Annotated in this window: 26 protein-coding genes, 1 tRNA gene and 2 rRNA genes; 2 read left to right on the forward strand and 27 right to left on the reverse strand. The window is 32.4% G+C overall.

The window, feature by feature from the left end; translation table 11 throughout:
• Window positions 1-65: 65 nt before the first annotated feature.
• From CPJCM30710_RS14105 to CPJCM30710_RS14195, 19 genes are all read right to left on the reverse strand, one after another.
• Window positions 66-1,406: a nitrogenase component 1 gene (locus CPJCM30710_RS14105; protein ID WP_212904817.1), complete on the reverse strand. Its 1,341-nt coding sequence runs from the start codon at window positions 1,404-1,406 to the stop codon at window positions 66-68.
• Window positions 1,399-2,910 carry a nitrogenase component 1 gene (locus CPJCM30710_RS14110; RefSeq protein WP_212904818.1) on the reverse strand — a complete coding sequence of 504 codons (1,512 nt, stop codon included), beginning with the start codon at window positions 2,908-2,910 and terminating at the stop codon, window positions 1,399-1,401. The genes CPJCM30710_RS14105 and CPJCM30710_RS14110 overlap by 8 nt, the downstream gene beginning before the upstream one ends.
• Window positions 2,911-2,914: 4 nt before the next feature.
• A complete protein-coding gene (locus CPJCM30710_RS14115; RefSeq protein WP_212904819.1) occupies window positions 2,915-3,949 on the reverse strand; it encodes a uroporphyrinogen decarboxylase family protein in 1,035 nt (344 codons plus the stop codon).
• 17 nt (window positions 3,950-3,966) lie between these two features.
• On the reverse strand, window positions 3,967-4,968 hold the full coding sequence (locus CPJCM30710_RS14120; RefSeq protein WP_212904820.1) for an ABC transporter substrate-binding protein: 1,002 nt from the start codon (window positions 4,966-4,968) through the stop codon (window positions 3,967-3,969).
• A gap of 31 nt (window positions 4,969-4,999) precedes the next feature.
• Window positions 5,000-5,878: a nitrogenase iron protein gene (gene nifH / locus CPJCM30710_RS14125; protein ID WP_212904821.1), complete on the reverse strand. Its 879-nt coding sequence runs from the start codon at window positions 5,876-5,878 to the stop codon at window positions 5,000-5,002.
• 80 nt (window positions 5,879-5,958) lie between these two features.
• Window positions 5,959-6,327 carry a NifB/NifX family molybdenum-iron cluster-binding protein gene (locus CPJCM30710_RS14130; protein WP_212904822.1) on the reverse strand — a complete coding sequence of 123 codons (369 nt, stop codon included), beginning with the start codon at window positions 6,325-6,327 and terminating at the stop codon, window positions 5,959-5,961.
• An 18-nt stretch (window positions 6,328-6,345) separates the two neighbouring features.
• Window positions 6,346-7,242, reverse strand: a complete 897-nt coding sequence (locus CPJCM30710_RS14135) for a radical SAM protein (RefSeq protein WP_212904823.1) — start codon at window positions 7,240-7,242, stop codon at window positions 6,346-6,348.
• Window positions 7,243-7,268: 26 nt separating this feature from the next.
• Window positions 7,269-7,478 carry a hypothetical protein gene (locus tag CPJCM30710_RS14140; RefSeq protein WP_212904824.1) on the reverse strand — a complete coding sequence of 70 codons (210 nt, stop codon included), beginning with the start codon at window positions 7,476-7,478 and terminating at the stop codon, window positions 7,269-7,271.
• Between the two features lie 14 nt (window positions 7,479-7,492).
• Complete coding sequence (locus tag CPJCM30710_RS14145; RefSeq protein WP_212904825.1) at window positions 7,493-8,293, reverse strand: ABC transporter ATP-binding protein; 801 nt, start codon at window positions 8,291-8,293, stop codon at window positions 7,493-7,495.
• Window positions 8,287-9,309, reverse strand: a complete 1,023-nt coding sequence (locus CPJCM30710_RS14150; protein ID WP_212904826.1) for an ABC transporter permease — start codon at window positions 9,307-9,309, stop codon at window positions 8,287-8,289. Before CPJCM30710_RS14150 ends, CPJCM30710_RS14145 begins: the two co-directional genes overlap by 7 nt.
• A gap of 46 nt (window positions 9,310-9,355) precedes the next feature.
• A complete protein-coding gene (locus CPJCM30710_RS14155; protein ID WP_212904827.1) occupies window positions 9,356-10,006 on the reverse strand; it encodes a DUF1847 domain-containing protein in 651 nt (216 codons plus the stop codon).
• A 12-nt stretch (window positions 10,007-10,018) separates the two neighbouring features.
• A complete protein-coding gene (locus tag CPJCM30710_RS14160) occupies window positions 10,019-11,692 on the reverse strand; it encodes an ASKHA domain-containing protein (RefSeq protein WP_212904828.1) in 1,674 nt (557 codons plus the stop codon).
• On the reverse strand, window positions 11,685-12,716 hold the full coding sequence (locus CPJCM30710_RS14165) for a uroporphyrinogen decarboxylase family protein (protein WP_212904829.1): 1,032 nt from the start codon (window positions 12,714-12,716) through the stop codon (window positions 11,685-11,687). Before CPJCM30710_RS14165 ends, CPJCM30710_RS14160 begins: the two co-directional genes overlap by 8 nt.
• Window positions 12,717-12,729: 13 nt before the next feature.
• Complete coding sequence (locus CPJCM30710_RS14170; protein ID WP_212904830.1) at window positions 12,730-13,785, reverse strand: uroporphyrinogen decarboxylase family protein; 1,056 nt, start codon at window positions 13,783-13,785, stop codon at window positions 12,730-12,732.
• The gene (locus CPJCM30710_RS14175; protein ID WP_212904831.1) at window positions 13,785-14,438 is read right to left on the reverse strand and encodes a corrinoid protein; all 654 of its coding nucleotides are present in this window, start codon (window positions 14,436-14,438) and stop codon (window positions 13,785-13,787) included. Before CPJCM30710_RS14175 ends, CPJCM30710_RS14170 begins: the two co-directional genes overlap by 1 nt.
• Window positions 14,439-14,488: 50 nt before the next feature.
• Window positions 14,489-15,427 carry a cysteine synthase A gene (gene cysK, locus CPJCM30710_RS14180; protein WP_212904832.1) on the reverse strand — a complete coding sequence of 313 codons (939 nt, stop codon included), beginning with the start codon at window positions 15,425-15,427 and terminating at the stop codon, window positions 14,489-14,491.
• Window positions 15,428-15,763: 336 nt separating this feature from the next.
• Complete coding sequence (locus CPJCM30710_RS14185) at window positions 15,764-17,719, reverse strand: GTP-binding protein (protein ID WP_212904833.1); 1,956 nt, start codon at window positions 17,717-17,719, stop codon at window positions 15,764-15,766.
• A 170-nt stretch (window positions 17,720-17,889) separates the two neighbouring features.
• Complete coding sequence (locus CPJCM30710_RS14190) at window positions 17,890-18,438, reverse strand: pyruvate kinase alpha/beta domain-containing protein (RefSeq protein WP_212904834.1); 549 nt, start codon at window positions 18,436-18,438, stop codon at window positions 17,890-17,892.
• A gap of 96 nt (window positions 18,439-18,534) precedes the next feature.
• Window positions 18,535-19,476, reverse strand: a complete 942-nt coding sequence (locus CPJCM30710_RS14195; RefSeq protein WP_212904835.1) for a DMT family transporter — start codon at window positions 19,474-19,476, stop codon at window positions 18,535-18,537.
• Window positions 19,477-19,735: 259 nt separating this feature from the next.
• On the opposite strand from CPJCM30710_RS14195, the gene CPJCM30710_RS14200 reads away from it, so the two are divergent.
• Window positions 19,736-20,290: a helix-turn-helix domain-containing protein gene (locus CPJCM30710_RS14200; RefSeq protein ID WP_212904836.1), complete on the forward strand. Its 555-nt coding sequence runs from the start codon at window positions 19,736-19,738 to the stop codon at window positions 20,288-20,290.
• 157 nt (window positions 20,291-20,447) lie between these two features.
• On the opposite strand, the gene CPJCM30710_RS14205 is transcribed toward CPJCM30710_RS14200, so the two are convergent.
• The 4 genes from CPJCM30710_RS14205 to CPJCM30710_RS14220 all read right to left on the reverse strand — a co-directional run bounded on the left by CPJCM30710_RS14205 (window position 20,448) and on the right by CPJCM30710_RS14220 (window position 23,590).
• The gene (locus CPJCM30710_RS14205) at window positions 20,448-20,612 is read right to left on the reverse strand and encodes a zinc-ribbon domain-containing protein (RefSeq protein ID WP_212904837.1); all 165 of its coding nucleotides are present in this window, start codon (window positions 20,610-20,612) and stop codon (window positions 20,448-20,450) included.
• 263 nt (window positions 20,613-20,875) lie between these two features.
• Window positions 20,876-22,054 (reverse strand): trans-sulfuration enzyme family protein, encoded by a 1,179-nt coding sequence (locus CPJCM30710_RS14210; protein WP_212904838.1) that lies wholly within the window; start codon window positions 22,052-22,054, stop codon window positions 20,876-20,878.
• Window positions 22,055-22,446: 392 nt separating this feature from the next.
• On the reverse strand, window positions 22,447-22,980 hold the full coding sequence (locus tag CPJCM30710_RS14215) for a hypothetical protein (RefSeq protein WP_212904839.1): 534 nt from the start codon (window positions 22,978-22,980) through the stop codon (window positions 22,447-22,449).
• Window positions 22,981-23,377: 397 nt separating this feature from the next.
• Entirely contained in the window at window positions 23,378-23,590 is a 213-nt protein-coding gene (locus CPJCM30710_RS14220; protein WP_212904840.1) for a hypothetical protein, read from the reverse strand.
• Window positions 23,591-23,870: 280 nt separating this feature from the next.
• Here CPJCM30710_RS14220 and CPJCM30710_RS14225 point away from each other — a divergent pair, with 280 nt between their 5' ends.
• Window positions 23,871-24,446 (forward strand): DJ-1/PfpI family protein, encoded by a 576-nt coding sequence (locus tag CPJCM30710_RS14225; protein ID WP_212904841.1) that lies wholly within the window; start codon window positions 23,871-23,873, stop codon window positions 24,444-24,446.
• A 197-nt stretch (window positions 24,447-24,643) separates the two neighbouring features.
• On the opposite strand, the gene CPJCM30710_RS14230 is transcribed toward CPJCM30710_RS14225, so the two are convergent.
• The 4 genes from CPJCM30710_RS14230 to CPJCM30710_RS14245 form a co-directional block, all read right to left on the reverse strand.
• Entirely contained in the window at window positions 24,644-25,717 is a 1,074-nt protein-coding gene (locus CPJCM30710_RS14230) for an acyltransferase family protein (protein ID WP_212904842.1), read from the reverse strand.
• Between the two features lie 464 nt (window positions 25,718-26,181).
• Window positions 26,182-26,258: transfer RNA gene (locus CPJCM30710_RS14235), tRNA-Ile, on the reverse strand.
• A 6-nt stretch (window positions 26,259-26,264) separates the two neighbouring features.
• Window positions 26,265-26,382, reverse strand: a 5S ribosomal RNA gene (rrf, locus tag CPJCM30710_RS14240).
• A 52-nt stretch (window positions 26,383-26,434) separates the two neighbouring features.
• A 23S ribosomal RNA gene (locus CPJCM30710_RS14245) occupies window positions 26,435-26,539 on the reverse strand; the annotation flags it as partial.

Below are 26,539 nucleotides of genomic sequence, written 5' to 3' on the forward strand. Positions count from 1 at the left end.
TGTCTCTAAAATATAATTCTCTATAATAAAATAAAAGGAGCATCAAAAACAAATATAAAAAAATGTTATCTTCCTGAGATTATTGAACTTAGTAAATCTTCAATAAGTCTTAATCCACCGCTATATCCTGTATATCCACGATCAATAACCGCTCTGTTAGAAACAGGAAAACTTATACTTAAATGTGCTGCTCCAACTTGTTGTGCAAACCCTCTATCAAGGGAGCTACCTATAACAAAGCCTGGACTAAAGGTGTTTTTATATTTTTTATTTTCATTGGATAAATAAATAGTATTAAAATGCTTTAAAACTTCACTTGTATCTGTTTCAAATACTACTTTAGGGTTTAATGGAATCTCTAAATTTTTAGGTATATTAATAAGCTTCTCTTTTTCCTCCTCATCTAGTTGATCCGTTATCACTACTAATTTAGGTATCCAACCAAGGTCATCGAATAGAAATTTTGTAATAGCAGGAGAATAATTTGCATCTCCTATAATAATTGCATATCTTTGGAGGTCTAAATCATTATAAATTTCCGTAAGAGGTTCTAAATATCTATAGTAAATTTTATTTTCTTTATTTATAAACTTTTCAATTACCTCTTCACTTATGGAAAGAGCATTTGCGATAACTCTAAGAAATTTGTTAGTTGCTGAAGGACCTATAGGCAGCTGTGTTGTTATATACGGTGTACCATGTACTTCTTTAAAGGTCTCTGCCGCTTCTACTCCATACACATCAGAAACAATTATATTAAGTTCCGCACTACCAGCATCTTTTATGTTCTCTAAGTTATCATGCACCGTAAAAAAGGTATTTACTTCCAAACCAAACTTCTCCAGCAATTGTCTTATTCCTTCTAAATTTCCTCTCCAAAATACATCCATATATGGTACTATTCCAAAAATATTGACTCTATGTTTAACTTTTGGAGTATTTTTCACTAGAAAATCTTTTATTAAGGCTTGTAAAACAAGGTCATATCCATAATAAGAATTACCTTTGAAACCGCCTGTTTCAGCAGAAATAATATTAAATCCTTCATCCTTAAATTCACTTACTACTGCTCTTACATCATCACCAATAACCTCTGTAACACAGCCAGTAACAACTATATATAGTTTTCCATCCATTATCTCTAGGGTATTTTCTACTTGTTCTCTAAGCCTTGAGTCTCCACCAAAAACGACTTCCCTTTCCTGTACATTAGAACTTGGCACACTCAGACCTCCACAATACCCTCCAACCTGAAGACCGCTACCACCATTTTGTGTCCAAGTAATGTTACCAGCACAACCAGAAGCAGCATGTAATATTGGGATTGTATCTGGTAAAGCTGTTACTGTTGATAATGCACCCCCAAGAGAACATAAATACCTTGGTCTTTCAATAAAACTACTCATCAAATTCACCTCCTGATACCTTTATGTGTTTAAATGGTTCTGATTTGTACCATTCCTCTGTATAAGGTAATCTTAAGTTTTTACTTAAGTTCTTATTAAACGCAGTATTGATTAACTGCCTATATAACCTTCTAGTCAATTCATATACACCTTTGTAGCCAATATAGTTTAATCCAGTATTATATATTACATGAGTTGGAACCCCTAGTTTTGCCGCAGTACCATTACAATTAGCATGGCCTAGGAAAATATCTGGTTGAAGTCTCTTTAGTAAATTGGCTTCTTCAAATGGTTGTGCATTAGCAATGTTAATTGGAAAATCTTTACTAGAAGCCTTTATAAGCTTATCATATTCACCATTTGCAAACTCATCATGATGGTATGAACGAATTCCTACTATTTCAAATCCTAGTTCTTGCAGCAGGCCTGCAGTAGCAAGAGCTCTAAATTCACCTGCACCTATAAAGGCTGTTTTACCTTTAAAAAATGGTAAATATTCTTCTAAAGCTTTCTTTAATTCTTCACTTTCCTGTTGAATAAGCTTTTCCACCTTAGCTTCAAGTCCAAAGAACGCTCCAATATCACGAAGCCAAGAGTTAGTATTTTCAATACCTATAGGCATATGCTTTAATATATATGGAACTCCAAATTCTTCATGAAGAAACTTCACAAAATAATCATCATGAGTAGGGCAGGTGCTTATTGAAAGAGAGGCCTCTGTTACCTTATACATCTCTTCAGGCTTTGCAAATATAGGGAATACATTTACCTCAATACCAATTGCATTCAATAGTCTAGTTAGTTCTACTTCATCAACCCTTCCCATAGATGAAACATTAAGTAAATTCACAGTAGTTTTCTTTTCTTTATTCTTATCTTCATCAATTGATTGAGGGTTATTATCCTCTGTTTTTTCAAGAAGCTTACGTCCAATTCCATGATATACAGCATCGTAGGCTGTAGCCCAAATTTTTGTTTTAAAGCCCTCACAATGAACAGGGATTAGTCTTGCTTTCACCTTCGGTTGTACTCTATCAATAACACCATCAACATCATCCCCTATAATACCTGGTACACAAGCTGCTACCACTGTTATTGACTTAGGACTATATCTTTCATCAGCCTCAATAATAGCCTCTTCTAACTTTAATTCGCCACCACTAATAACATCAGCTTCATCTAATGCAGTAGAAAGCCAAAGAGCGTCCTTTACTTTGCCAAAACGAACACTTCCACCAGTCCTTACATTAGCATTCTGTGAATGTGTACATGAACCGCACCCTATAGCTCCATGTAAAAGTACTACATTATCAGGAAGACTATTAAGCATAGCAAGTCCCGGCAATAAAAGACATATAGATCCTTGTGAAAAACTTCTATCACCGTCATCCATGCAGCATCCTCTATTTTTCTTTGCGATACCGCATACTGTACCTCCAAAAGAAATACATGCTTTAAGTCTATCCTCACGCTTAGGTGGTTCTTTATTGTCTAAATAACCCACTTTTTTACACCCCCAAATTATAATTATGTGCTGTATTTACCATAGCTTTTATATTTTCAATTGGAACACCTGGTGGAATATCGCAGCCTGGCATTAATATATAACTGCTTTCAGTTCCAGCCTCTTCTATGCACCTACTACAAATCTCTGAAACCTCATTAGCCTTAAGATTTTGCATAACTCCAACTGGATTCATATTTCCTGCAAAAGCCATTTTGCCTCTAAGAATTTCCTTGGCTTTAGATAGTGGTACTTTATAATCAAGTGAAATAATACTAGCACCCGTTTCAGGTATAAGATCCAGTCTATTTGTGATGTTTCCACAAATATGAATAAATCCAATAGCACCTTTATCACGTAATTTCTTAATTACCTTTGAAAGATAAGGTAAAGAAAATTCTCTAAATTGTTCCCTTGAAATCATATCACCGGATGAAGTTGGATCAGCAACAGATACAATTCCAGCGCCAGCTTCTATATAAGGTTCAAGATACTGATAACATAATTCTGTAGTGAATTCTAATACTCTATGAACTGCTTGTTTATCACGGTAAATATTACGCATTAAATTCTCTACCCCATATATCAACCCAGCAAGAGTGAAGGGACCCCATTGGCTTGCGCCAACAAGGTTCTTTTCCCCTACATTTCTTGCAACAAGTTCTGTGGTTTTCCACAAAGTATTGATATCAATATCATTTTTTAAGAGAGACACATCTATCTTATCTGCATCTGAAGCACTTTTTAAAAGAGTCTCCTGCACATCTGGCGATCCCTTTGCTCTAAACTTTATTTTCCCCCCTATAGCTCTTATAGCTAAATTGTGGTAACCAGAACTAACCCAAACTATATCCGAACAAAATCGTTCATTTGTTTCTGTTATTATTTCACTACAATTTTCGGCTCCTAGTTTTAAAGCATCTTGAAGCGATAGCCCTCTGTTGTTAAAGGTCCATATTCCGCCAGATAATAGTGAAACGGGAATTCTAGATGTCTTTTTCAAATTAGCTACATTTAAAATGGTTTCCTTTGGATTCATAAAACCACATCCTATTATTAATTTACTCCCTTTAGTTTTGCAAAGCTGCTCTTAGCAAGTGCTTCTGCATCTGTATTATTATCTAAAAGACCTAGTTTTTTCATTTCCTTTGATAATGCATTTACTGCATCAACGCCTCCATTTACTGATGGAATATAGTTGTAACTTGCAAGAATACTTGCGTTGACATCAATATCCCCTGGTACGTACTTCTTTTCTACTTCAATCTTAGCTACTTCCTTTGGATTTTCGCTAACATATTTTGCACCTTTCATAATAGCTCTAGTTGCAGCTGCAGCGGCTTCTGGATCCTTTTCAATTAACTTTCCATTTACTACTGTAAGGCAGCAGTATTCATCCTTGAACGGTGCATCTGTTGCTGAATTATATACACTCTTTGCCTTTCCTGAATTAATCTGAATTTGTGCAAATGGATCTGATACAGAAATAACATCCACTTCACCTTTTTCTAGGGCAATAGGCAACTCTGAGTTAGGAAAAACCTTCCATTCAACATCTTTTTGTGAATCAATTCCTTCTAAGGTTAAAAGTCTAGCAGCTAATATCATTGCACCGCCACCAATGGCACTTACACCTATTTTCTTACCTTTAAGTTCCTTAAAGGATTTAATATTTGAATTTGTAGGTATTAGAACTTGGATACAACCTGTATGAAGTCCGGCTGTAAACTTAATATCTAATCCTGATTCAATAGGCTTTAACCACTGCATAACAAGACCATCTGTTATATCAACTTTACCTGTAGCTAATCCATCTTTAAGGGTATTTGCATCTCCTTTTACCATTTCAACTTCAAGACCCTCTTCTTTGAAAAATCCCTTTTCATAAGCAGCAAAAATAGGAGCTTCACATGTATTTCCGAAATAACCAACATTAATTTTTTTAACTTTATTAGTGCTATCTTTACTTGATATTTTATCTTGACTATTGCATCCCGTTAATGAAAATGCTAAAGCAACAGTTAAAATTGAAGAAATAAATATTCTAGATTTTTTCAATTTCTATATCCTCCTTATTTTTAAATTGCCTTTAAAGTCCAAGTGCATTGCTTTTTACTTCACCTGTCTCTAAGGCAAGTAGATAATCTGCCCACTTAGATGCCCATTCCCTTAGTTCCTTCACTCCTAGTGGAGATGGAGCCTTTGATTCTGTGTGATTCGCAATTTTTTGTGCTAGCCTAGTATAGACCTTTGCTTGTTCAGAATTTGGTGCTGCTTCTATAGTTGTCTTACCTTGCAATTCACTTTGTGTAACAGTTACAGATCTTGGTACATACTCAACCACCTGAGTATTGGTTTGCTTTACAAAGTCATCTATGATTTCTGTTGCATAAGGGGCATTTATTGAATTTGCTATAACCCCCCCTAGAAGTGCTCCTCCTGAATTTGAATATTTTTGTATTCCCTTAAATAAGTTATTAGCTGCGTAAATAGCCATAAAATCTGCTGAAGATACTGTAAAAACATGTTCCGCTATACCTTCACGAATTGGAACTGCAAAACCTCCGCATACAACATCTCCTAAAACATCATATATTACGTAATCTAAATCAAGCTCTTCGAAGATTCTTTGCTGCTTAAACAGTTGTACTGCAGTTATAATTCCTCTACCAGCACACCCAACTCCTGGAGCTGGGCCACCAGCTTCAACGCAGTAAACACCACTAAAGCCCTCAAAAATCACCTCATGTGCTTTTACTGTTTTCTTTTCTCTTAAAGTATCAAGAACAGTAGGAATATACTTTCCACCTCTTAAGGTATTAGTAGAGTCACTTTTTGGGTCACATCCAAATTGCATTACTTTATACCCAGCCTTGGCTAAGGCAGCACTTATGTTAGATGTTGTTGTTGATTTACCGATACCTCCTTTACCGTAGATAGCAATTTGTTTTACTTTTTTACTTGTCAATTCAATCACTCCTGCTTCTAAATTTTAAACTGATTTATATGATTATTAATATTTTATTAATGAAACTATCTGGCTGATATTTAAGTAATTTCTTTCTCCAGTTTTTTTAAGAGATATTTAAATCTATTTGATGAGATAACTCTATTTAATGCCTCAGGGATAAAATCTCTTTCAATAAATGCTCTTATACCTTTTTGTGCTAGCATTTCTGCTGCACCCCCGCCAATTTGAGATGCTACTACAGCCTTGCAATCACTTATAAGCTCAATAGTCTTTTTAAGTGATATTTCAGAATGTTCCCCAAAACTACAACAAGGAGTAGCATCTCTTACTTCTATAAAGTTAACCCCCTTATTATCCACCTCAAACACGAGAAACTTATTTGTATTACCAAAATGTTTATTTACTACTTTTCCATCACTGCTAGCCACAGCTATTCTAGGCTTCATACTATTCACCTCTCAAATTTATCCATGGGAAAAGGTATGGGTTGATTCCCCATATAGAATTGAAGATAGATCTATCTTTGAACCTGGTATTCCACAAGCATCTGCTCTACACTGTCTGCAATGTCTAAAAACAGGAAGATATTTTTCTGCAGTTTCTCTTGCAAACTCTAACTCTAAAGATGAGGGCGCTTTAAGGTGAATCATATCTCCCTGGGGTATTAATGGGATTATATTTATAAGCGAAGCACCTGCTTCCTCAACAGTTCTTACAATTTCCTCAATATGTTCATCATTTATCCCTGGTATAAGTACGGTATTTATTTTCACTATAACTCCTAACTCTACTATCTTTTTAATTCCATCTAATTGACGTGAAATGAGCTTCGATGATGCTTTCCTTCCATATAGGATTTCTCCATCATCTACAATGTGAGAACATATATTTTTAAGAATATCTGCATCAACAGCATTAACAGTAACAGTTATGGTTTTTACTCCTACTTCAACAATTCTATGAGCATATTTTGATAATAAAAGCCCATTTGTACTTAAACACTTTATAAGATGAGGATATTTTTGATGTACCAAAGCAAAGGTTTCTAATGCATATTCTGTTGCTAAGGTATCCCCTGGTCCTGCAACACCCACTACAGTTATTTCTGGACATAACTGTAGTGCCTTGTCTAAAGTCTCAATAGCTTTTTTAGGAGAAAGTATTACATTACTAACCCCTGGTCTTACTTCACTTTTATTTAAACTTCTCTTACAAAACTTGCATTGAATATTGCAAGTAGGGCTGACTGGTAAATGTATTCTTCCATGTTTAAAATGAGCTTCTCTACTAAAGCACGGATGTAACTCAAGGCTCTTTGAATAAGACAGGTCATTTTTACATTTGTTTATTGAAATACTCATTTCTAACACTCCTAAATTCTTATTTTCTATTGACTAATACAGCAGTCTCCATTATTAGATGGATTTTCTATTGACTTAATATTAGTTGTTTCTTTATTAGTGTTTTTTAATTGCTCTGAAGACTTTATAGTAGAGCTGACTTTATTATTTCGCGATATGACAAAAATCGTAACTGATACCCCCGAAATAGCAATAATTATTAAAAATATAATTATTGTCTTTTTGAATCCTTTCATTAGTTACCCTCCTACTATAAGTAATAACTTAGTGGTTCCCCTTCTTTTGCAAAGTGAAGAATCTCAAGTATCTTTGATCTTAATCTAAAGAATTCTGCATGGTTTCTTTCTCTAGGACGGCAAATTTTAACATCAATTATTTCTTGAATTTTTCCTGGTCTTGAGGACATGATTACAATCCTATCACTGAGATATATTGCTTCATCAACATCATGAGTAACCAAAACCATTGTGGTTCCACGTTCTTTCCATATTCTTAGTATCTCATCTTGCATTTGCATTCTTGTAAATGCATCGAGAGCTCCTAAAGGTTCATCTAGCAATAATACCTTTGGATGATTAACTAATGCTCTTGCAAGCGCAACTCTCTGTGCCATACCACCTGAAAGCTGATGAGGGTATGAACTTTCAAAACCTTCAAGACCAACAAGTTTTATATATTCCCCTACATCCTCCTTCTTTTCACGAAAAATCTTTCTAGCAACTAGACCTGATGCTACATTCTCATATACGCTTAACCATGGAAACAGAGTTGGATCCTGAAACACAAGTCCTCTTTCAAAATGAGGTCCATTAATTCTTACATTATCAAGAAAAAGCTCTCCTTCATTAGAGTTATCGAGCCCTGTAATGATCCTTAGAAGTGTAGATTTTCCACATCCGCTTGGTCCAATGAGAGATACAAATTCTCCTGGTCTTATATCTAAATTTACATTCTCTAAAGCTACTATTTCATTATTAGTAGAATCTAAAAAGATCCTTCTGACATTTCTTATTTTTATATGACCGCCTACACTCTTAGCCTTATCTACCATTTAATTAACCCCCTTTGCCAGCTCAATACTCTGTCCTTAATTTTAAAGATAAGTGTAATTATGCTTGAGAAAATCACTGCAATAACTATAAGACTTGCATAAACTTTACTATATTCAGCCCATCCTTGAGCCCAAGTAATATACCATCCAAGACCTGCCTTTACTCCCAGCATTTCAGAAACTATTAAGGTAAGAAAAGATGCTCCCATTCCCATAAATAATCCAATAAAGATCATTGGAAATGCAGCAGGAATTGCAACTTTAAAAATTAGATACCTTTGATTTGCTCCCAAAGTTTTAGCAACTTCGAAGAAGGCATTTCTAACATTACTTATTCCAGAACTAGTCATAACAGTAACCGGGAACCATACTGCTAAAACAATGAGAAATACACTAGCCCAAAAGCTTGTAGGAAATATAGTTAAAGCAATAGGTATCCAAGCGGTTGCTGGTATTGGTCCTATAATCTTTAATAATGGTCCTATCCAATAATTGCACCTTTTATTCCATCCAATAAGAATTCCTGTAACTAACCCAAGAGAGACCCCTATAATATATCCAGTAAAAAGAAGACGAAGGGAGTAAAGAGTACTTATGCCCAATATGTTCCAATCAGAAATTAAAGAGTTTAAAACCTTATCTGGACTTGGATAGTATGGTAGAGGTAGCAGTTTGAACTTTTCTGTTATAATATCCCATAGTTCTAGGACTAAAAATGCCACTGAAATAAATGGTGCCTTTTCATACAACGCATTTGATAACTTTTTAATCTTTAAAGAACTAATAAATAATGTAAGATAAATTCCTATGAAGCTTTCCAACAATACCGGATAATATTTTGTAGTTGAAAACTTTTGTTTATTAGGTATTATCAGGTGTAATGAAAGATCAACTATTAATACTATAAGGGGTAATAATGAGATAAGAATTGGTATTACATTGGATTTCTTTAATGTGCTATTGTTTAGTTCAACCCTATCTAAACTCTTATCAACTGTAGTAATTTGACTAGCCATATAGATCACCTCTTATTTATATTTTTCAAATATGAATACTTGGTTTTTATTTATCATTAAACAATTTTTTATAATAAAAACCACTAGTATACAATGCTGCCGCTGGATTATGACCTAATACTCTATCTTTAGTAATCAATGTAGTTACAGGCGCCTCAGAATATTTTATAAAGATTGAGTCATGACCAACACATAATCCCACTATTACATTTAAGTCTGTTTTTTCCTTATTAAGAATTTCTGCCTGTAACACTGGATTACATAATGCTTCATGACATCCTTTCTGAACCTTTAATTCTTCAGGTATTCCTACCTCAGTTTTATCAATTGACCCTACCTTACAAATTACACTATAGGCCTCCAATCCTCTAACCTTTAATATCTTTGCAAAAATCTTTGCTTCTTCCATAAGTCCAACGCAGGTAGCAATACCAATTTTCTTTGCATCAATTCTTTTTGCAAATTCTATTATTTCTTCTACTCTAGTGAGCTTCCCATAAAAAGTTCCCTCTATTTCCGCTGCTGCTCCGCTTATCTTAGAGACAAATTCATCATTTTTATAAAGCTCTTTTACATCTTCTAGTTCTTCTTGACTTAGTCTAGTTGTTAAGCAAAAGTAGGGATAATCTTTTTCCCTTCTGTAGCAATTAAAAACTCCACAATTAGTGCAACTTAAAGCTTTGCATTCATTACTCATATAAAATCCTCCTTAAAACACAAGATGTTTCACAAATACCTTATCGAAATCTTTATACTTTGATAACTCGACAACCTCTACTTGATTCACAACTTCATAAATTTCATTTCTTGAGTCATTATTTAATAATATTGCTTTTCCACCAGTCTTTGAGGTATTTCCAACAAACTGAATCTTACCTTCAAATTCCTTTGGAAGTAATCCAATATTAATCAAACTCTTAGCTCTTAAATGGTATCCAAAGGACCCTGCAATCAAAACAGTATCTACATCTTTAGCCTCTATTTCTTTACTTTTTAGTAAAAATTCTATTCCTGCTCTTACTGCTCCCTTAGCAAGTTGAACTTGCCTAATATCTTTTTGAGTTAAATGTACCTTTTCAGATAATTGAAATACTTTTTTACCATTCAAATCAACTAACCTTTCTCTTAAAACAGTTGATTCATTATCAATTATTTTATTTGAGAACTTACCATTTTTATCTATTACTTTGTGATACACCAATTCTCCTACAATATCTAATAATCCACTTCCACATATTCCAATAGGTTCTTCATCTCCAATAGTTTTTGTAGTGACTTCCTTATTTTCTTCTACATTAAAGTACTCTATAGCACCTTTGGCTGCTCTCATTCCGCACGTTATATTCATTCCCTCAAAGGCTGGTCCTGCTGCTGTAGAGGTAGCAGATAATCTTCCATCACGAGCTATCACCATTTCCCCATTAGTACCAATGTCAACAAAAAGTATTGTTCCTTTGCTTTTATAAAGCTCTGCTGCCAATATACCAGAAGTAATATCTGCACCTACATAAGCAGAGATTATAGGTGGAAAATAAACAACCCCCTCCTGTGCAATGGTTAATCCTAGGGTCTTAGCCTTCATATGCAAATGTCCTGAAAGTTCTGGTATATATGGATATTTACCCAAGGAATACGGGTTTACATTTCCAGCTAGATGTAGCATACAGGTGTTGCCACTAAATATAATCTCATATATTTTTTCTCTATTAACCTGCGTCACAGCCAAAAGCTCATCGATCATATTATTAATCTTATTTATTATTAGAGAATGCATTAGCTCTCTTCCCTCTTTCTCTGATGCAATCTTTATTCTTGATAATACATCTTGACCATGAATTGCTTGAGGGTTAAGTTCTGAAGTATTTCCCAACTCTTTTCCATTAGTAAGATTTATTAAAGAAGCTACTAAGGTAGTAGTTCCAATATCGATTACTATTCCAAAGGCCTGATTCCTGGTATCACCTGACTCGTAAAATAATATATCAGAACCCGCTAAGACCTCTGTTATATTCCTATCTTCATAATATTTTTTCTTTATATATGGATGTATTTCTACGTCTAGAGCTTTACCTTGACTTAAAATCTTTAAATCTTCTTCTTTGTTTGGAGCTTGCAAAAATACATTTATATCACCCAAAACTCTAGTTTCGCAGGATAATACTATTCCATGCTCTATTTCTTCTCTTGAAATATGAGATGAATTATTATACTGAACCTTTTTTAATGAAGAACTATCTAATTTAACTTTGCACTTTCCGCAAACTGTAGCCCCATTACAAGGCGCCTCTATTTCAACCTTTACCTTTCGTGCGGCTTCTAAAATTGTTGCTCCCTCTTCTATAAAAACAGATACATTATTAGGATAAAAAATTACCTTATACATTTTGCACCTCTTTTACCCCATTGGTCATTGCTGTAATATTTGCTAGAGAAGAAGAGGTACTTAACCCACACGCTGGGGAAATTATGTCTATTCCATCCTTAACTAGTCTTTCACTTTGCTGAGCAACCTTGTCTGGAGTCCCAAATTCTAATAAAAAAGTGCTTAAATTACCCATTGTAGTTAAAAAAGGATAGTCTTCTTTTAATAATTTTAAATTTACTACAGCATCAGTGCTTATTGCATCAGATTTTATGTTAGGTATTAAGTGCCTAACTGCATTCATTTTTCCACAAATATGAACAATTGCAGGTACCTTTAAGGCGTGAATTCCATCAATTAATTTGTTTAAGTAGAAAAGTGCATATTCTTGAAATAGCTTTGGTCCTAGTATTTCTCCTGTTGCTGTTGGATCTCCAATAGATATTGCTGTAGCACCATTATCAATCATATAAGCAGCATACTCTATAAGAAAATCAGTGACATAATCTAAAAGCATATGAGAATTTTCTTTATCTTTTCTTAGTTCCTTTAAAAAAGTCATTGGATCAACTATTGAAGCAGCAGTACTAATAGGCCCTGTTAGATTACCTATTAAGGGAACATCTGGATATTTCTTTGAGATTAAATTTCCCGCTTCTATCACTGTCCCTATACGACCAGAATTTATCATTGTATTTATATCCTTATATATTACCTTTGATACAGATGGAAATAGTTCTTTTTCTATCTTAGGTTCGCAAGATAATGAACCAAAGTTAATATCACTACCAAGGACTTCTGCCTCAACTGTCATACAAAAAGGTATACCAAAGTTTTCAAAACCAGTATTTTCTTGAACATCTTTTGATAGACTTGCCATTAAATTATAATCAAAATGTGCTTCAGGAAGGGTGTTTCCAGTTTTCTTCATAATATCAACTATTGCTGCATTCATCATTCCGCCAGGACATATTACAGGAGGACGCTCCACCTTTTCTTTATTTAATACTCGTAACAGTCTTTCCTTCGGAGTAAATATACTCATTTCAAATCCTCCTTTAAAGATTTTGTATATTAATTGGATAACCTATTTCTCTTACCGTATCCATCATTGCTTTAATATTCTCCAGTGGTGTTTCTGTTGGTAAGCTGCACCCTGAAGCAAGTATAAATCCCTTTGGATTGTCATAGGCTTCCTTTATACAATCAATACTAGCCTTTTTTACATCCTCAGGAGTACCCTGAAGCATTACCTCAGAAGGTCTAACATTCCCCATAAGTCTTACCTTATCACCAACCTTTAGTTTTGCTTCTAATAAACTTGCATCATTATCAATACTTATACAATCGGCACCTGCTTCAACCATGTAGTCCCATATCTTATTTGTTTTACCGCATATATGAAGGGTTACCGATTTTCCCCTTGAATGAATATATTCAATAAGCTTTTTTAAATAAGGTAAGGAGAATTCTTTAAATTGTCTCGGGCTTATTACTGTACAGGAGGACATAGCATCCGTAAGACTTGGAGTACATCCAATATCAATAATGGCTTTCGCATATCTTAAGGCAGATTCTAACGAAACCTCACAAAGCTTATGTACCACCTCCGGATTTCTTATAGTTAATCTAACTAAACTTTCCGCTCCTATAAGAAAGGAGGCATTAGTGAACGGGCCTACTAATGCTCCTGTTATAGAAACTTCTTTTCCTACATTATCTAAAGCTATTTTCATTGCCTCTAGATGTTGAGGTATATTTCCATCCTTATAAGGGTTTAAAGGCTGTAATGTATCTATTTCATTGATACCACTTAAAGCAGGTTCCTCTAAATAGGCAGTTTCGTCATAAGGATAAAAGATTTTAGCTCCCATAGCTTCTGCTTGAGTATAAAGGTCTGTAAATATTCTTATTGAGTCATACTTAAATAACTTATAGGCTTCTATTTGAGCTTTTGCTAACAACTTTCCATTCCCTCTAAAGTCTGAAACCTTAACCCCTATGACCCTAGCAGCTGTGTTGCCTACTATTGGAACACATGGAAGTCTATCTATTTCTTCTCCTTTATTGTAAGCTTTTATTCTTTCTAAAGCTGTCATTTTATCATGGCTCATTATTTTTCAACTCCCACCAAATTTCTTGCTAATCTTACTGCTTCAGCTGCATTTACAGAATAGCCATCTGCACCAATTTTATCTGCAAAACTCTGAGAAATAGGGCCTCCGCCTATCATCACCTTAAACTTATCTCTAACACCTAATTCATTTAATATTTTTATAACTTTATCCATACCATCCATAGTTGTTGTCATAAGAGTGGAGAGAGCTATTATATCAGCTTTATTATTAATGGCCTCCTCTACGAAAGTTATAGGTGGTACATCTCTTCCTAAATCGACAACATCAAAACCAGAGGTTTCAAGCATTATTTTTACTAAGTTCTTTCCTATATCATGGGTATCCCCTTCAACTACTCCAATGACTACCTTGTGCTTTTCTGTATGATTATCAACTTTTATATTAGGCTTTAAAACCTCCATACCGGCATACATAGCATCAGAGCACATTAGCAGCTCTGGTATAAAATACTCCTCTTCTTCAAAAAGCTGTCCAGCTCTTTCCATACCATCAGAAAGCCCCTTATCAATAGCCTCATAGGCATCATGTTTTTCCTCTACAACCTGATTTGAAAGTTCAATAACTAAATCCTCATCCATATCTACAACAGCTTGAGATAAATTACTGTATAATTCCTGTTCACTTGCCATTTTTTCATCCTCCAACTAAACATATATGAAAAATAGGTTTACCTATAATATTATTCTTCAAATTGATATAAAACAGTTGATAGGTATCTTTCACCTGTATCAGGTAATAATACAACTATATTTTTACCTTTATTTTCGGGTCTTTTTGCTATTTCCTTTGCTGCAAAAACTGCTGCACCAGCAGAAATTCCAACTATCAAACCTTCTATTCTTGCCAAAGCTCTTGAAGTTTCAAAAGCGTCTTCATTTTTAACCCTAAATACCTCATCAATAACGTCTTTATTTAAAATATCTGGAACAAACCCTGCACCTATACCTTGAATTTTATGTGGGCCTGGATTACCTCCTGATAGTACCGGTGAATCATTTGGTTCAACAGCAACTATTTTGATATTAGGATTTTTCACTTTTAACGCTTCTCCTACTCCAGTAATTGTTCCTCCAGTTCCAACTCCGCCTACAAAAATATCTATTTTTCCATCTGTATCTCTCCATATCTCTTCAGCAGTTGTTTCTCTATGAATTTTTGGATTAGCCGGATTTTTAAATTGCTGAAGTATTACTGCATTCCCAATTTCCTCAGCTAACTCTTGTGCTTTTATTATTGCACCCTTCATACCCTGTGATCCAGGAGTTAAAACTAATTGTGCACCTAGTGCCTTTAGTAGATTCCTTCTTTCTATACTCATTGTATCTGGCATTGTGAGTATAATCTTGTATCCTTTTGCTGCTGCAATGAAAGCTAATGCGATGCCCGTATTCCCACTGGTTGGTTCTATAATAACACTATCCTTTGATAAAAGACCTTTTTCTTCTGCATCCTTAATCATTGAATATCCTATTCTATCTTTAACACTACCGCCTGGATTAAAGTACTCAAGTTTTGCTATGACCCTTGCTTCTAATTTATTACTCTCATTAAAATTTTTTAACTCTAATAATGGAGTATTCCCTATAAGTTCTGTTAAATTTGTAGCTATCTTTGTCATAATAAAAATCCCCCTTACATTTTTCATATATTATTATCAAGTCTTATATAAAGTTAATTTAATAATTTTTAAATAAGGTTTTTAATAACCAAGTAATCATGTATGTTTACTATAATTTATTATATGATTAATATATTAATTCTGTTCTCCAAATATGTCAATATATGTTTTTATATTTTTTATATTATTTTTTTCATTAAAAACAAACAATTAAATGTATACGTGTACAATTAATTGTTTTAAAGATATTTGGGTTAATATGTAAAAATATATTAAATTTAAATTGATAAAAAACACCTACATAATTGCAGGTGCCTTAATCAAAGTATGTTTCATTTATCTTAAGCAATGCATATAAGCCTTTGCCTCATCTCCATTTACTAAAAACGCTTGCCCTTTTGAACAGAAAATTGAAGTAGATGTATACTGAACATCAGCATTTTTATCGTACCCTCTTTTTTTAATAACCTCTTCTTCATTATGACAGATATCATATCCATCGAATATGAAATTAATTTTCCCCTTACCTCTTGTTAATGAAATAAATTCGATACCATAGTCCATAAAGGTAGCAACAGGTCCTCTTCCTGTTATAACAGCTTTATTATAAAATGTCTGTGGTGATTCAAAAGAACCATTTAATTTTTGTATATCTGATAAAACTCTTCCCATATAATCTAGCTCCACTTCCATTTTAAAACGATAATATGGTTCTAGTAACACATTTTTTGCCTTTTCTAACCCTTGTCTTAATGCTCTAAGAGTTGCCTCTCTAAAATCTCCTCCGCTAGTGTGCTTATTATGTGCCCTTCCTGTTAATAGAGTAATCTTTAAATCAGTTATGGAAGAGCCTGTTACTATGCCATGATGCTCTCTTTCAAAAATGTGTGTACGAACTAAGTTTTGATTACCAATTGTTAAATCATCAGTATGACATACATTCTCAAATATAATCCCGCTATTTCTTTCTGCTGGTTCTAATCTAAGATGTACCTCTGCATAATGACCTAAAGGTTCAAAATGACCGTATCCATTTACTCCTGTCAAAATAGTCTCTTTATAAAGAATTTCACAAGGGCCAAAGTCTACTGATAAATCAAACCTTTCTTTCACTAATTGTTTTAAAACCTCTAGTTGGATAATTCCCATAATATGAACCTGTATTTCCTGAAGCTTTTCATCCCAAATTATATTTAAAGCAGGGTCTTCTGATTCTAAAATCTTAAAACATCTTAAAACGTCTTTTGAATTCAAAGTCTTATCAAATATAACTTTTGATTTTAATATTGGAACCATTTCATAATTAACTTTTTCCCTTAAAGCTCCAATTCCATCTCCTATAGCTGCACTTGATAATCCTGTTACTGCAAAAAGCTCCCCTGCTGAAGCCTTATCTACAGTTTTAAATTTACTTCCGTTATAAATTCTTATTTGACTAACTTTTTCATAACAACTATTTTTATCGATTTCTAGGCATATTTCTTCTCTAACCTTTAAAGTACCACTTAGTGCCTTTATATAAGTTACTCTACTTCCTTGCTCATCATAACGTATTTTATATACACGTCCACTAAATTCTTCTTCATCACAATATTTCGTATAAGTTAGTATATCTAACTTTTCTAAAAAGCTATCTATACCAATATCCTGTAATGCTGAACCGCTAAGGCATGGAAAGACTTTATTTTCTTTAATCATGTTCTTCATATAATTTAGCCATATATCTTTTTCATAGCCCTCTTCTATGTATTTTTCAAAGAGTACATCATCTCGCTCTGCTATAAACTCTATAAGTTCCTGACTCATACTCCCCTTATCAAAAGACTCTGTAATAAAACAAACATCTTTAGTTAAATTCAATCGAATTTCATTAAGTGTGTCTTCAATACTTGCACCAACTCTATCAGTTTTATTAATAAAGAAAAATGTTGGTATTCCATATTTTCTAAGCAGCTGCCATACTGTTTCTGTATGCCCTTGAACCCCTTCAACTCCGCTTATTATAATAATAGCGTAATCCATCACTTGAATTGATCTCTCCATTTCTGGAGAAAAATCTATATGTCCAGGAGTATCTATTAAATAATAAACTGAAGAGTTATAATGAAAAATACCCTGATCTGAAAATACTGTAATTCCTCTTTCCTTCTCTATACTATGACTATCTAAAAAAGAATTCTTATGATCCACCCTACCTCTATTTCTGATACTTTTTGTATGATACAGTATTTGCTCAGCAAATGTAGTCTTACCAGCATCCACATGAGCTAATATCCCAATTGTCTTATTCATCTTGAGCACCTCTGCAAAATAATTATATTGTTTATGAGCACAAAATTAAACTGAGCAGGTATTAAGCTTGCTCAGTTTAAGTCAGATTTCACTTTGTAAAATGACAGCAAATAAAGACTAGTATACTGGTCTTTAAAATCACTACTTTTATTCAGTGGCTGACCCCTTATTTAAAAGTTCCTAGGTTTACATATTATCTCATTTACTTTTGTATCTAATATGTTATTTGCATGAGCTGGTCTTATAACCACAGCAGTATCTACTCCCTCTGCACTTCCCCCAACTGCTATTATCTCTTCGCCATAAGGTATACACCCTGAATCTAAAGCCATAACAGCTATTTCCACACATACCTTAGTTCCTTGTCCAAACATTCTTAAGGTATGAGCCATAATTTCAACAGGATTTACTCCTCCAAATTTTCTACTTATCCCTCTCTCAGCACCACTTAATACATGAGTAGTTGTAACAACTTTAAATCCTGCACTCTTAAGCTCGTCTATTGTTTCAGCAGAAATTTCATTTTCCCCAGGATTTCCAAAACCATAGGCATGAGTAACACAAACAATATTTATGTCTTTAACATCCTTAAATAGCTTAGCAGTATTCCCACTGCTAGTAGCAACAACTATATGCTTTATATTTCTATCTTTTGCTGCTTTAATTGCAAGCTCCACACATTTTTTTGTATTGATCTTTCCTTTTTCATTAAAATACATGACAATTCCCCTCTATAAAATCAATTTTACATAATTATAACATAAAAAAATATACCTCAACCATTACGTCGTACGCTTCGCTACATATTAATTTATTTATTTATTATAAGATGCTAGACTATTTAGAATCATTCCTAATACTACAAGTAATATTCCTATTAATCCAACTAGTGTAGGTATTTTATCATATGATATTAGAATTCCTCCTATTAAAGTAAATATCACCTCGCCAGATTGAGTTGATTCTACAACTGCTAACTTATAAGAATCACCTTTAACCATCTCCGTAGCCTTAAAAAACAATATTGTAGCAATTATACCAGAAAAAATAGCTACAATCATTGATTGAAAAATCTGATCTTTATCTGGTAGTCCAACTTTTGATATCCCTATTAATGATAAAATTATCCAAAATGGCATACTTGATAAGGTCATACCAAATACTCTTTGAAATGTACTAAATTTACCATCACAAATTTCCATCATCTTACGATTTCCAAGAGGATAGGCGAAGGAAGCAATAATCACAGGAGTTACTCCCATTAATATTGTTAAAATAGACATACTTTTTGCTTGTTGAAATTGAATTAAAAATATACCTATTAAAATTATTAATGACATAAATAAAGATTTTTTAGGTATCTCATTTCTCTTTTTCAAAATACCATTTTCAGTTTCTATAGTTTTATAAAATAGAGGAGACAAAAGTGCACCTGCAACAATTGTAATTTGCCAAGTACCGGCAACAATCCACGATGCACCATATACAGACGAAAAGCTTAATGGAGCATAAAAAAGTCCAAATCCAATAGTACTCCAGGCAATCCATTTAATAGGTTGTTTTATTATATCAGTTATAACATCTTTCAAATCATTTTTTAATGCTACAATTATAAATAAAATTGGTAACATAAAAATATATCTCAAAGATGCACTCCAAATCCAACTGCCGCCTGAAAGATTCATCTGACGGTTGAGTATAAAAGTAAATGCGAAAAAAAATGATGCCCCTATCCCTAAAAAAATTGATTTTTTCATTTTGTCCTCCTTCATGTCTTTCTAATCTACTAAATTAAAACAATGAACACACATATGTATATTATATTATAAATTTATGCGTTAAATTGCACAAGAGAAAGTTTATGTGTTGTTTTTTTCATCATGTGAAATCTGACTAAAAATGAATTGGGTCGATAACCTTTCATTCTTATTATTTATTTACTTAATAGAGAACGTAGCATAAAATAGTATATGTTATAACATACAAAACTTTCTAAATTAAGAAGGAGATAAATTCATGAAAAATTTAACACCAATCATTGGTAAAAATTTAAAAGATATAAGAATTAAAAGAAGTTTAAGTTTAGACGATGTAGCTAAGTTAACAAACGTAAGTAAAGCAATGTTAGGTCAAATAGAAAGAGGAGAATCAAATCCAACAGTATCTACACTATGGAAAATTGCAACTGGATTAAAGGTGTCTTTTTCATCTTTTATCGATGAAGAGGATGAAAATTTGAAGATAATGGATCAAGATAATATTACTCCAATATTAGAAGATAATGATAAAATGAGATTATATCCGATATTCCCATTCGATGCCCAGAAGGGTTTTGAAATATTCACTATAGAATTAGAACCAAACTGCAATCACATATCTACTCCTCATGATGATGGTGTTGAAGAATATGTTATAGTTACTGAAGGTCAAATAGAGCTATGTATAAATGATAAAATCTTTATGTTACAAAAGGGTAATTCAATCAAATTTAAGGGTAATAAGCCCCATTCCTACAAAAACGCAAATCAAAGCAAATCAGTTTTTCAAAATATAATTTTATATTACAAGTAATTTAATATCAAACCTCTCACAAAGTTACTGTTGCTTATATAAGTGGCAGTTTACTTCTAGTGAATTATACAGGTTTAGTTAGACTTCACTTTGTGAAATGACAGTAATAAAAAAACCTATAGATTTAAAATCTATAGGTTTTATAGTTAACAATTAACTATCTTCTGAAGTCTCTATTGTTTTGTTGTTTTCTTGCTCTTCTGCAATCAACACATCTTTGTGGTTCGTTATCGAATCCTTTTTCCTTGTAGAACGCTTGTTCACCTTCAGTGAATACGAATTCTTTTCCACAGTCTTTACAAACTAAAGTTTTATCTGCCATTTAAACATTCCTCCTTTTTAAAATTTTAAGATCTAAGAGTCAACTAACAATAATCTTCAAAAAGAGGATATGTTGTTTATCTAATTAAATCTTAGCATTAAATGTTCTTTAACCTCTAACGCTTATTAAGCATAACATACTCTTAATTAATATGCAATAGTATTTTAAAACTTTTTTTAATAAAAATTAATTAATCATGCTATCTTTTATTTTTTCAACTTCTTCCTTAGTGCTAAACATAACCAAAACTTTATTCATAATTACTATAGACTACACTTTTTAAATGCCTGTTTCAAATCAGCAATTATATCCTCAGCATCTTCTAGTCCTACGCTAAATCTAAGATGACCATTTTTAAATTCTGGTGGATAAAAATGATTTCGTTCATCATTTGGGCCAGTATAAACAATTAAGCTTTCATCATGACCAATTGAAACTGCAGGAACTATTAGTTCAAGTGAGTTAACAAACTTATTATGAGTGTCTACGTCAGCCTTTAGACCAAAAGACATTACTCCTGAGAACATAGTCATCTGTTTCTTTGCAATCTCATGCTGAGGATGGCTTTTAAGACCTGGGTATGCAACAAATTCTACTGATGGATATTCTTCAAGAAACTGAGCAACTTTAAGCCCATTTTCACTATGCTGCTTCATCCTAAGATTAAGTGTTACAACGCCACGCATAATTAACCATGCATTAAATGGACTTATGACTCCTCCAATATTGACCATTGCTTGACTCTTTATCTTATCAATAAGTTCTTTCTTGCCAATTACAGCTCCCCCCATTGAATCTCCATGTCCATTTATATACTTTGTTAAACTATGAATAACCAGATCTGCTCCTAATGAAAGAGGTTGTTGTAAAAATGGAGAGGCAAAAGTACTATCAACACTAAGTAGAGCTCCAACAGATTTTGCAATTTTAGATATTTCAGCAATATCACTTATTCTTGTAGTAGGATTTCCAGGTGTTTCAATATGAATAAGCTTAGTGTTTGGTCTTAGTGCTTTCTTTATCTCATCTAAATTTGAAGTATCTACAAGACTTGTCTCTATTCCATATTTCTCGGGAAAATATTCATTTAACAGTCTGTAAACTGCTATGTATGAGACGTTAGAGCAAATGATATGAGCATCTTGATTTAAAAATGTGAAAAACACACCAGCTAGTGCTGAAACACCACTACTTAACACTACGCAGTCTTCTCCGCCTTCAAGAGAAGCCAATTTTTCCTGAAGATATATCTGATTAGCTGAGGTAGTTCTAGTATAAATTAACTGATTTGGGTCACTCCAATTAAGTTCAGATGAATCTTCAGGAAGCCTATAGCTATTTGCCATAGTAATAGGACGCCTTATTGCACCTGTTTCTTTATCAATGTCATTCCCCACATGGATACATTTAGTTGAAAAACCTATCTTTGTTTTATTAATCATTCAAATCACCTTTTTCCTATAGGTTTAATAGAAATTACTTTATAAAAATTATACGTTTATATGAAAATATTGTGAATATGAACCTAAATAGCTTTATCTGAAGCATAATTATGTTCATTTAAAATTTTATTATGTTATTTTTAATGATTTTCTTTATTTACAATAATCTTATTTAAGATATAGATCTGCAGAATTGTATAGATTACATAAAACTAGTATCTTTTCTTAATTCTAGTAATAATAAGATAATCTAATATTGTAGATATGTATACTTAAATATATAGGCTAAAACTGAGCAGGATAGATGTCTACTCAGTTTTAGCCTATATATTTCACTATGAGATGACAACAAATAAATGTAGAGATAGTTCAATATTCTCATTTTTGTAACATTATCTGCGAATTGGTGGAGTTAAAGTTGATACTTGTGGTCTAAGATTTCCAAAAGCAATCAGTATAGAACGACTTATAAACCTAGTAACTGTTGCTGGTAAAACACCAAACATGTCCATAACTTTGAATATCCATGGAAGTTCTTTCCTTAAGTCACGAATTGCAGCTGCCGTTTTCTCATCTGCAGTACCTGCTCCTTCATATTTATCATAATTTTTATCAATATATTCTACTATGGTTTCCGCTATATATCTTAGAACCCTTTTATCTAAACCAGTTGATATAATTTCGGTATATTCATCTTGTAATCTCTCTTCTATTAACCTGATTACTCTAACAATATCTTCTTTAACTGTATCCTCATCTATTGGTTCTTCAAATAAGTTAGTTTCTTCCTCATAATCTTCTGGCTGGTTATAAAAATCGTTATATACTCGCTGATGATATCTATATGAATCTTGAGCTATAATAGGATAATTGTAATATAACCACGTTGTATATGGGCATTGATAGAATCTGTTATTATTTTGCATTTACTTCTCTCCAAAAAAATCTATACTTACATAATATGCTTGCTATTACAAAATGACATTAGTTTATTGTTTAGATTAATTCTAGAGACATAGCTAACAGTTGTACTAGTACCTGCATTTTATCAGCATTGTAGTCATAATGCCTGCAGGCCTCCTTCCTGATATCATTATTACTCTTCTAATTCTTTCTCTACATCTGATAGTAAGTACAATTGATTCTGCATTAATTTTTATTTAATCCTACACGTAAAATTTTCATATAAAATAAATAATTTCTACTCTTTATGTTTTTCATATTTATCATAGAGTGACTGAAAGTATCATCTACCGCCTCTTTTTAGTTATAAAAAAGAGAGCTGTCCTATAAACTTTTAGGACAACTCGTAGAATATACTAATTATTTTAGTAGTACTTTATCTTTTAATGCTTCTATTACATATTCATCTGTAATAGGTTCTTCTTCTGCTTCATTCATAACTTCATTTAGCATATGATTAAGTTCATCCTTTGAAAAAAGATTCTTCTCAGTAAGTAACCTTATTAAAGCGTCAACTTTATAAGAGTATATACTCATAATATCAGCTACTTTTTGTATTGAACGGTCGTCCATAACTGTCACTCCTTTTCTTATAATTATTCGCAAAAAGAAATAAATTTATGTTATACTTTGGCCTAATTAAAATTCTTTTCTGTTACATAAGAAAAGCTAGGGATATATATTGTTGTTTTTCATCTATATATCTGAGTCATTTAAAATTATAATACTCACTTACTAACGTTTGACTTCATTCTTTCATAATTTTTAAAGATAACGGAATAAAATAATATTAGATTTAATAGATATAAATCGTGTTTCAAATAAATAGATCTTTTAAAAGGAGTTGTTAAATATGTCTCAAAAAAAAGTATTGATGCTTGTTGGAGATTATGTGGAAGACTACGAAGTAATGGTACCTTTTCAGTGTTTACAAGTAGTTGGATATACTGTTCATGCTGCTTGCCCTGATAAGAAATCTGGTGAATTTATTAGAACAGCAATTCATGATTTTGAAGGTGATCAAACCTATAGTGAGAAAAGAGGTCATAATTTTCAATTAAACAGTACATTTGAAGATATAACTCCAGAGGATTATGATGCTTTGATAATTCCTGGTGGAAGAGCACCTGAATACATTCGTTTAAATAAACGTGTCCTAGAAATTGTAAAATACTTTGATACTAAAAATAAACCGATTGCTTCAATTTGTCATGGCATTCAAGTGTTAATAACTGCTGACATATTAAAAGAAAGAAAATGTTCTGCATATCCTGCTATAGCACCAGATATTAACTGTGTCGGTGGAAGTTACGTAGATATACCAATGGATAAGGCCTATGTAGATGGCAATCTAGTAACTGCACCAGCTTGGCCAGCACACCCGGATTGGTTAAATAAATTATTAGAAGTATTAAGAAAGAGTGTTTAACTTTAAAATAACAATAGATTTATATAATCTCATACTTTAAAAGACTATATTTTGATTTGTGTAAAAAATCAAAATATAGTCTTTTTCTACTTATTATTTTAAGTTGGTTAATCCACTATTAGGTATTTGATTTTTAAGATTTAATCTTTATTGTTTCTCCATTAATATAGTATTACCTTCTAAGAAATAAAAAATTGTTATAGCTCTCGTATTTTTACCTCAAATACTTTAATTCTCCTTTCAGCAGTTCCATTAATTTGATATGCTTTACCTAATAAGTAAGGCATATATTTTGTTATTATAAATGATACTGGAATTAAAATTACTGATGAAACTAAAGCATAGGTTGTCCCCAATAAAATATAACTGTAGTAATCTTTGCCACTAAATATATTTATATGCTTAAGTACTATTTCTATGTTTGGAAATAGTATAAACTGATGAAAAGCTAAAAATATAATGCTATTTTTACCAATATACTCTAAGAAATTTATTTTAGGCAGCAATTTAATTAACATTATATAAGCTAAAACCCCACTAAACGCACCTATATAAAATAAAAAATAATTTCCATATCTATTAAAAAACATATCTGTAGGTTTTCCAATATGCTTAAAATTTAAATATCCTGCAACTGCATTAACAACTATAAACAGTACTAAGTACCCAACATTCACATTTAATAGAATACCTTTACATCTAATTAAATATGCTGCACCAAAGAATACAACTGCAGTTATAGAAACATCAATACTCCAAGGAAATGCCTGTCCTATATACGCGCTATATAAATGCCCTGCAACTGAGCTTATAATTAAACAAATTGTAATAATAATATTATTATTTTTACTGGACTTTATAATAATATAGAATAATATCTCTGTAATAAACAAACATGTAACAAACCACATTGTTCCATTATGCAAACTCCACTCACTACGTCTTAAAGCGTAAAAAGTTCCAACAAAAGGTTTGTATATACTAGTACTATAATTATAGGGACCATTTGTACTTATCCAATACATATAATTTATAAATGATAATGTAAAGTAAGGTATAACTAATGATTTAAATTTTCTTTTGAAAAAAGCTAAAAAACTATTATACTTTGATATCGAAAATAAATAACCTGATAAAAAGAAAAATAGTGGCATATGAAAAGTATATATTATTTGTTTAAATTGATCTGGAATTGGAGCATGAGTAATCATTACTAGTATCATGCCTAAACCCTTGGCCATATCTATCCAGTCTAATCTTTGTGTCTGCATAATCTTTCCCCTTATTCTATATAAATTATTTCTGCTACTAAAACTTATGTATTTCTTATATTACAGCGTAAACTATTTCTATAAGAAAAAAGCTATATCTTCTAAATTAAACGTTTACTTGTTGATGAAAAATTTGACACACATGAAATTCAATGTTAATTTTCAACAATTTAAATCTAGTTCTGCTTAAAATTTACATAATTTTTTATATTAATAATTATACCATATACCTATTAAAAATAAAATTTAATAAGACTGTGAGACTTATATTTTTCAAAAAATGCATAGAATGAAACAAGCCAATAAGAAAAAGGAAATTAACTGGAATTTCTATTGAGAATAATACTTTACATTCTTTAAGTGTAAGGGTGAAGGCAGTAAATGTTTATAATTAATAGTATGTAGCCCTTCAATAAAAAAATAAGGAAGCCAAAATTTTGGCTTCCTTATTTCGTAATCTTAAATGGTGGACCTTCAGGGACTCGAACCCCGGACCAACCGGTTATGAGCCGGTTGCTCTAACCAACTGAGCTAAAGATCCATATAAACCTGGCAACCTCCTACTCTCCCACACAGTCGCCCGTGCAGTACCATCGGCCTCTTAGAGCTTAACCATCGTGTTCGGTATGGGAACGGGTGTATCCTCTAAAAGCATCATCACCAGATTGTTGATGAATTTTATTCCATCAAAATTGCACATAAGTTTTAGCTTTTTTATTGGTCAAGCCCTCGACCTATTAGTATCAGTCAGCTCAACATGTTACCATGCTTACACCTCTGACCTATCAACCTTGTGTTCTTCAAGGGGTCTTACTAGCTTAT

This window comes from Clostridium polyendosporum (assembly GCF_018332455.1).
Lineage (GTDB): Bacteria > Bacillota > Clostridia > Clostridiales > Clostridiaceae > Clostridium_AY > Clostridium_AY polyendosporum.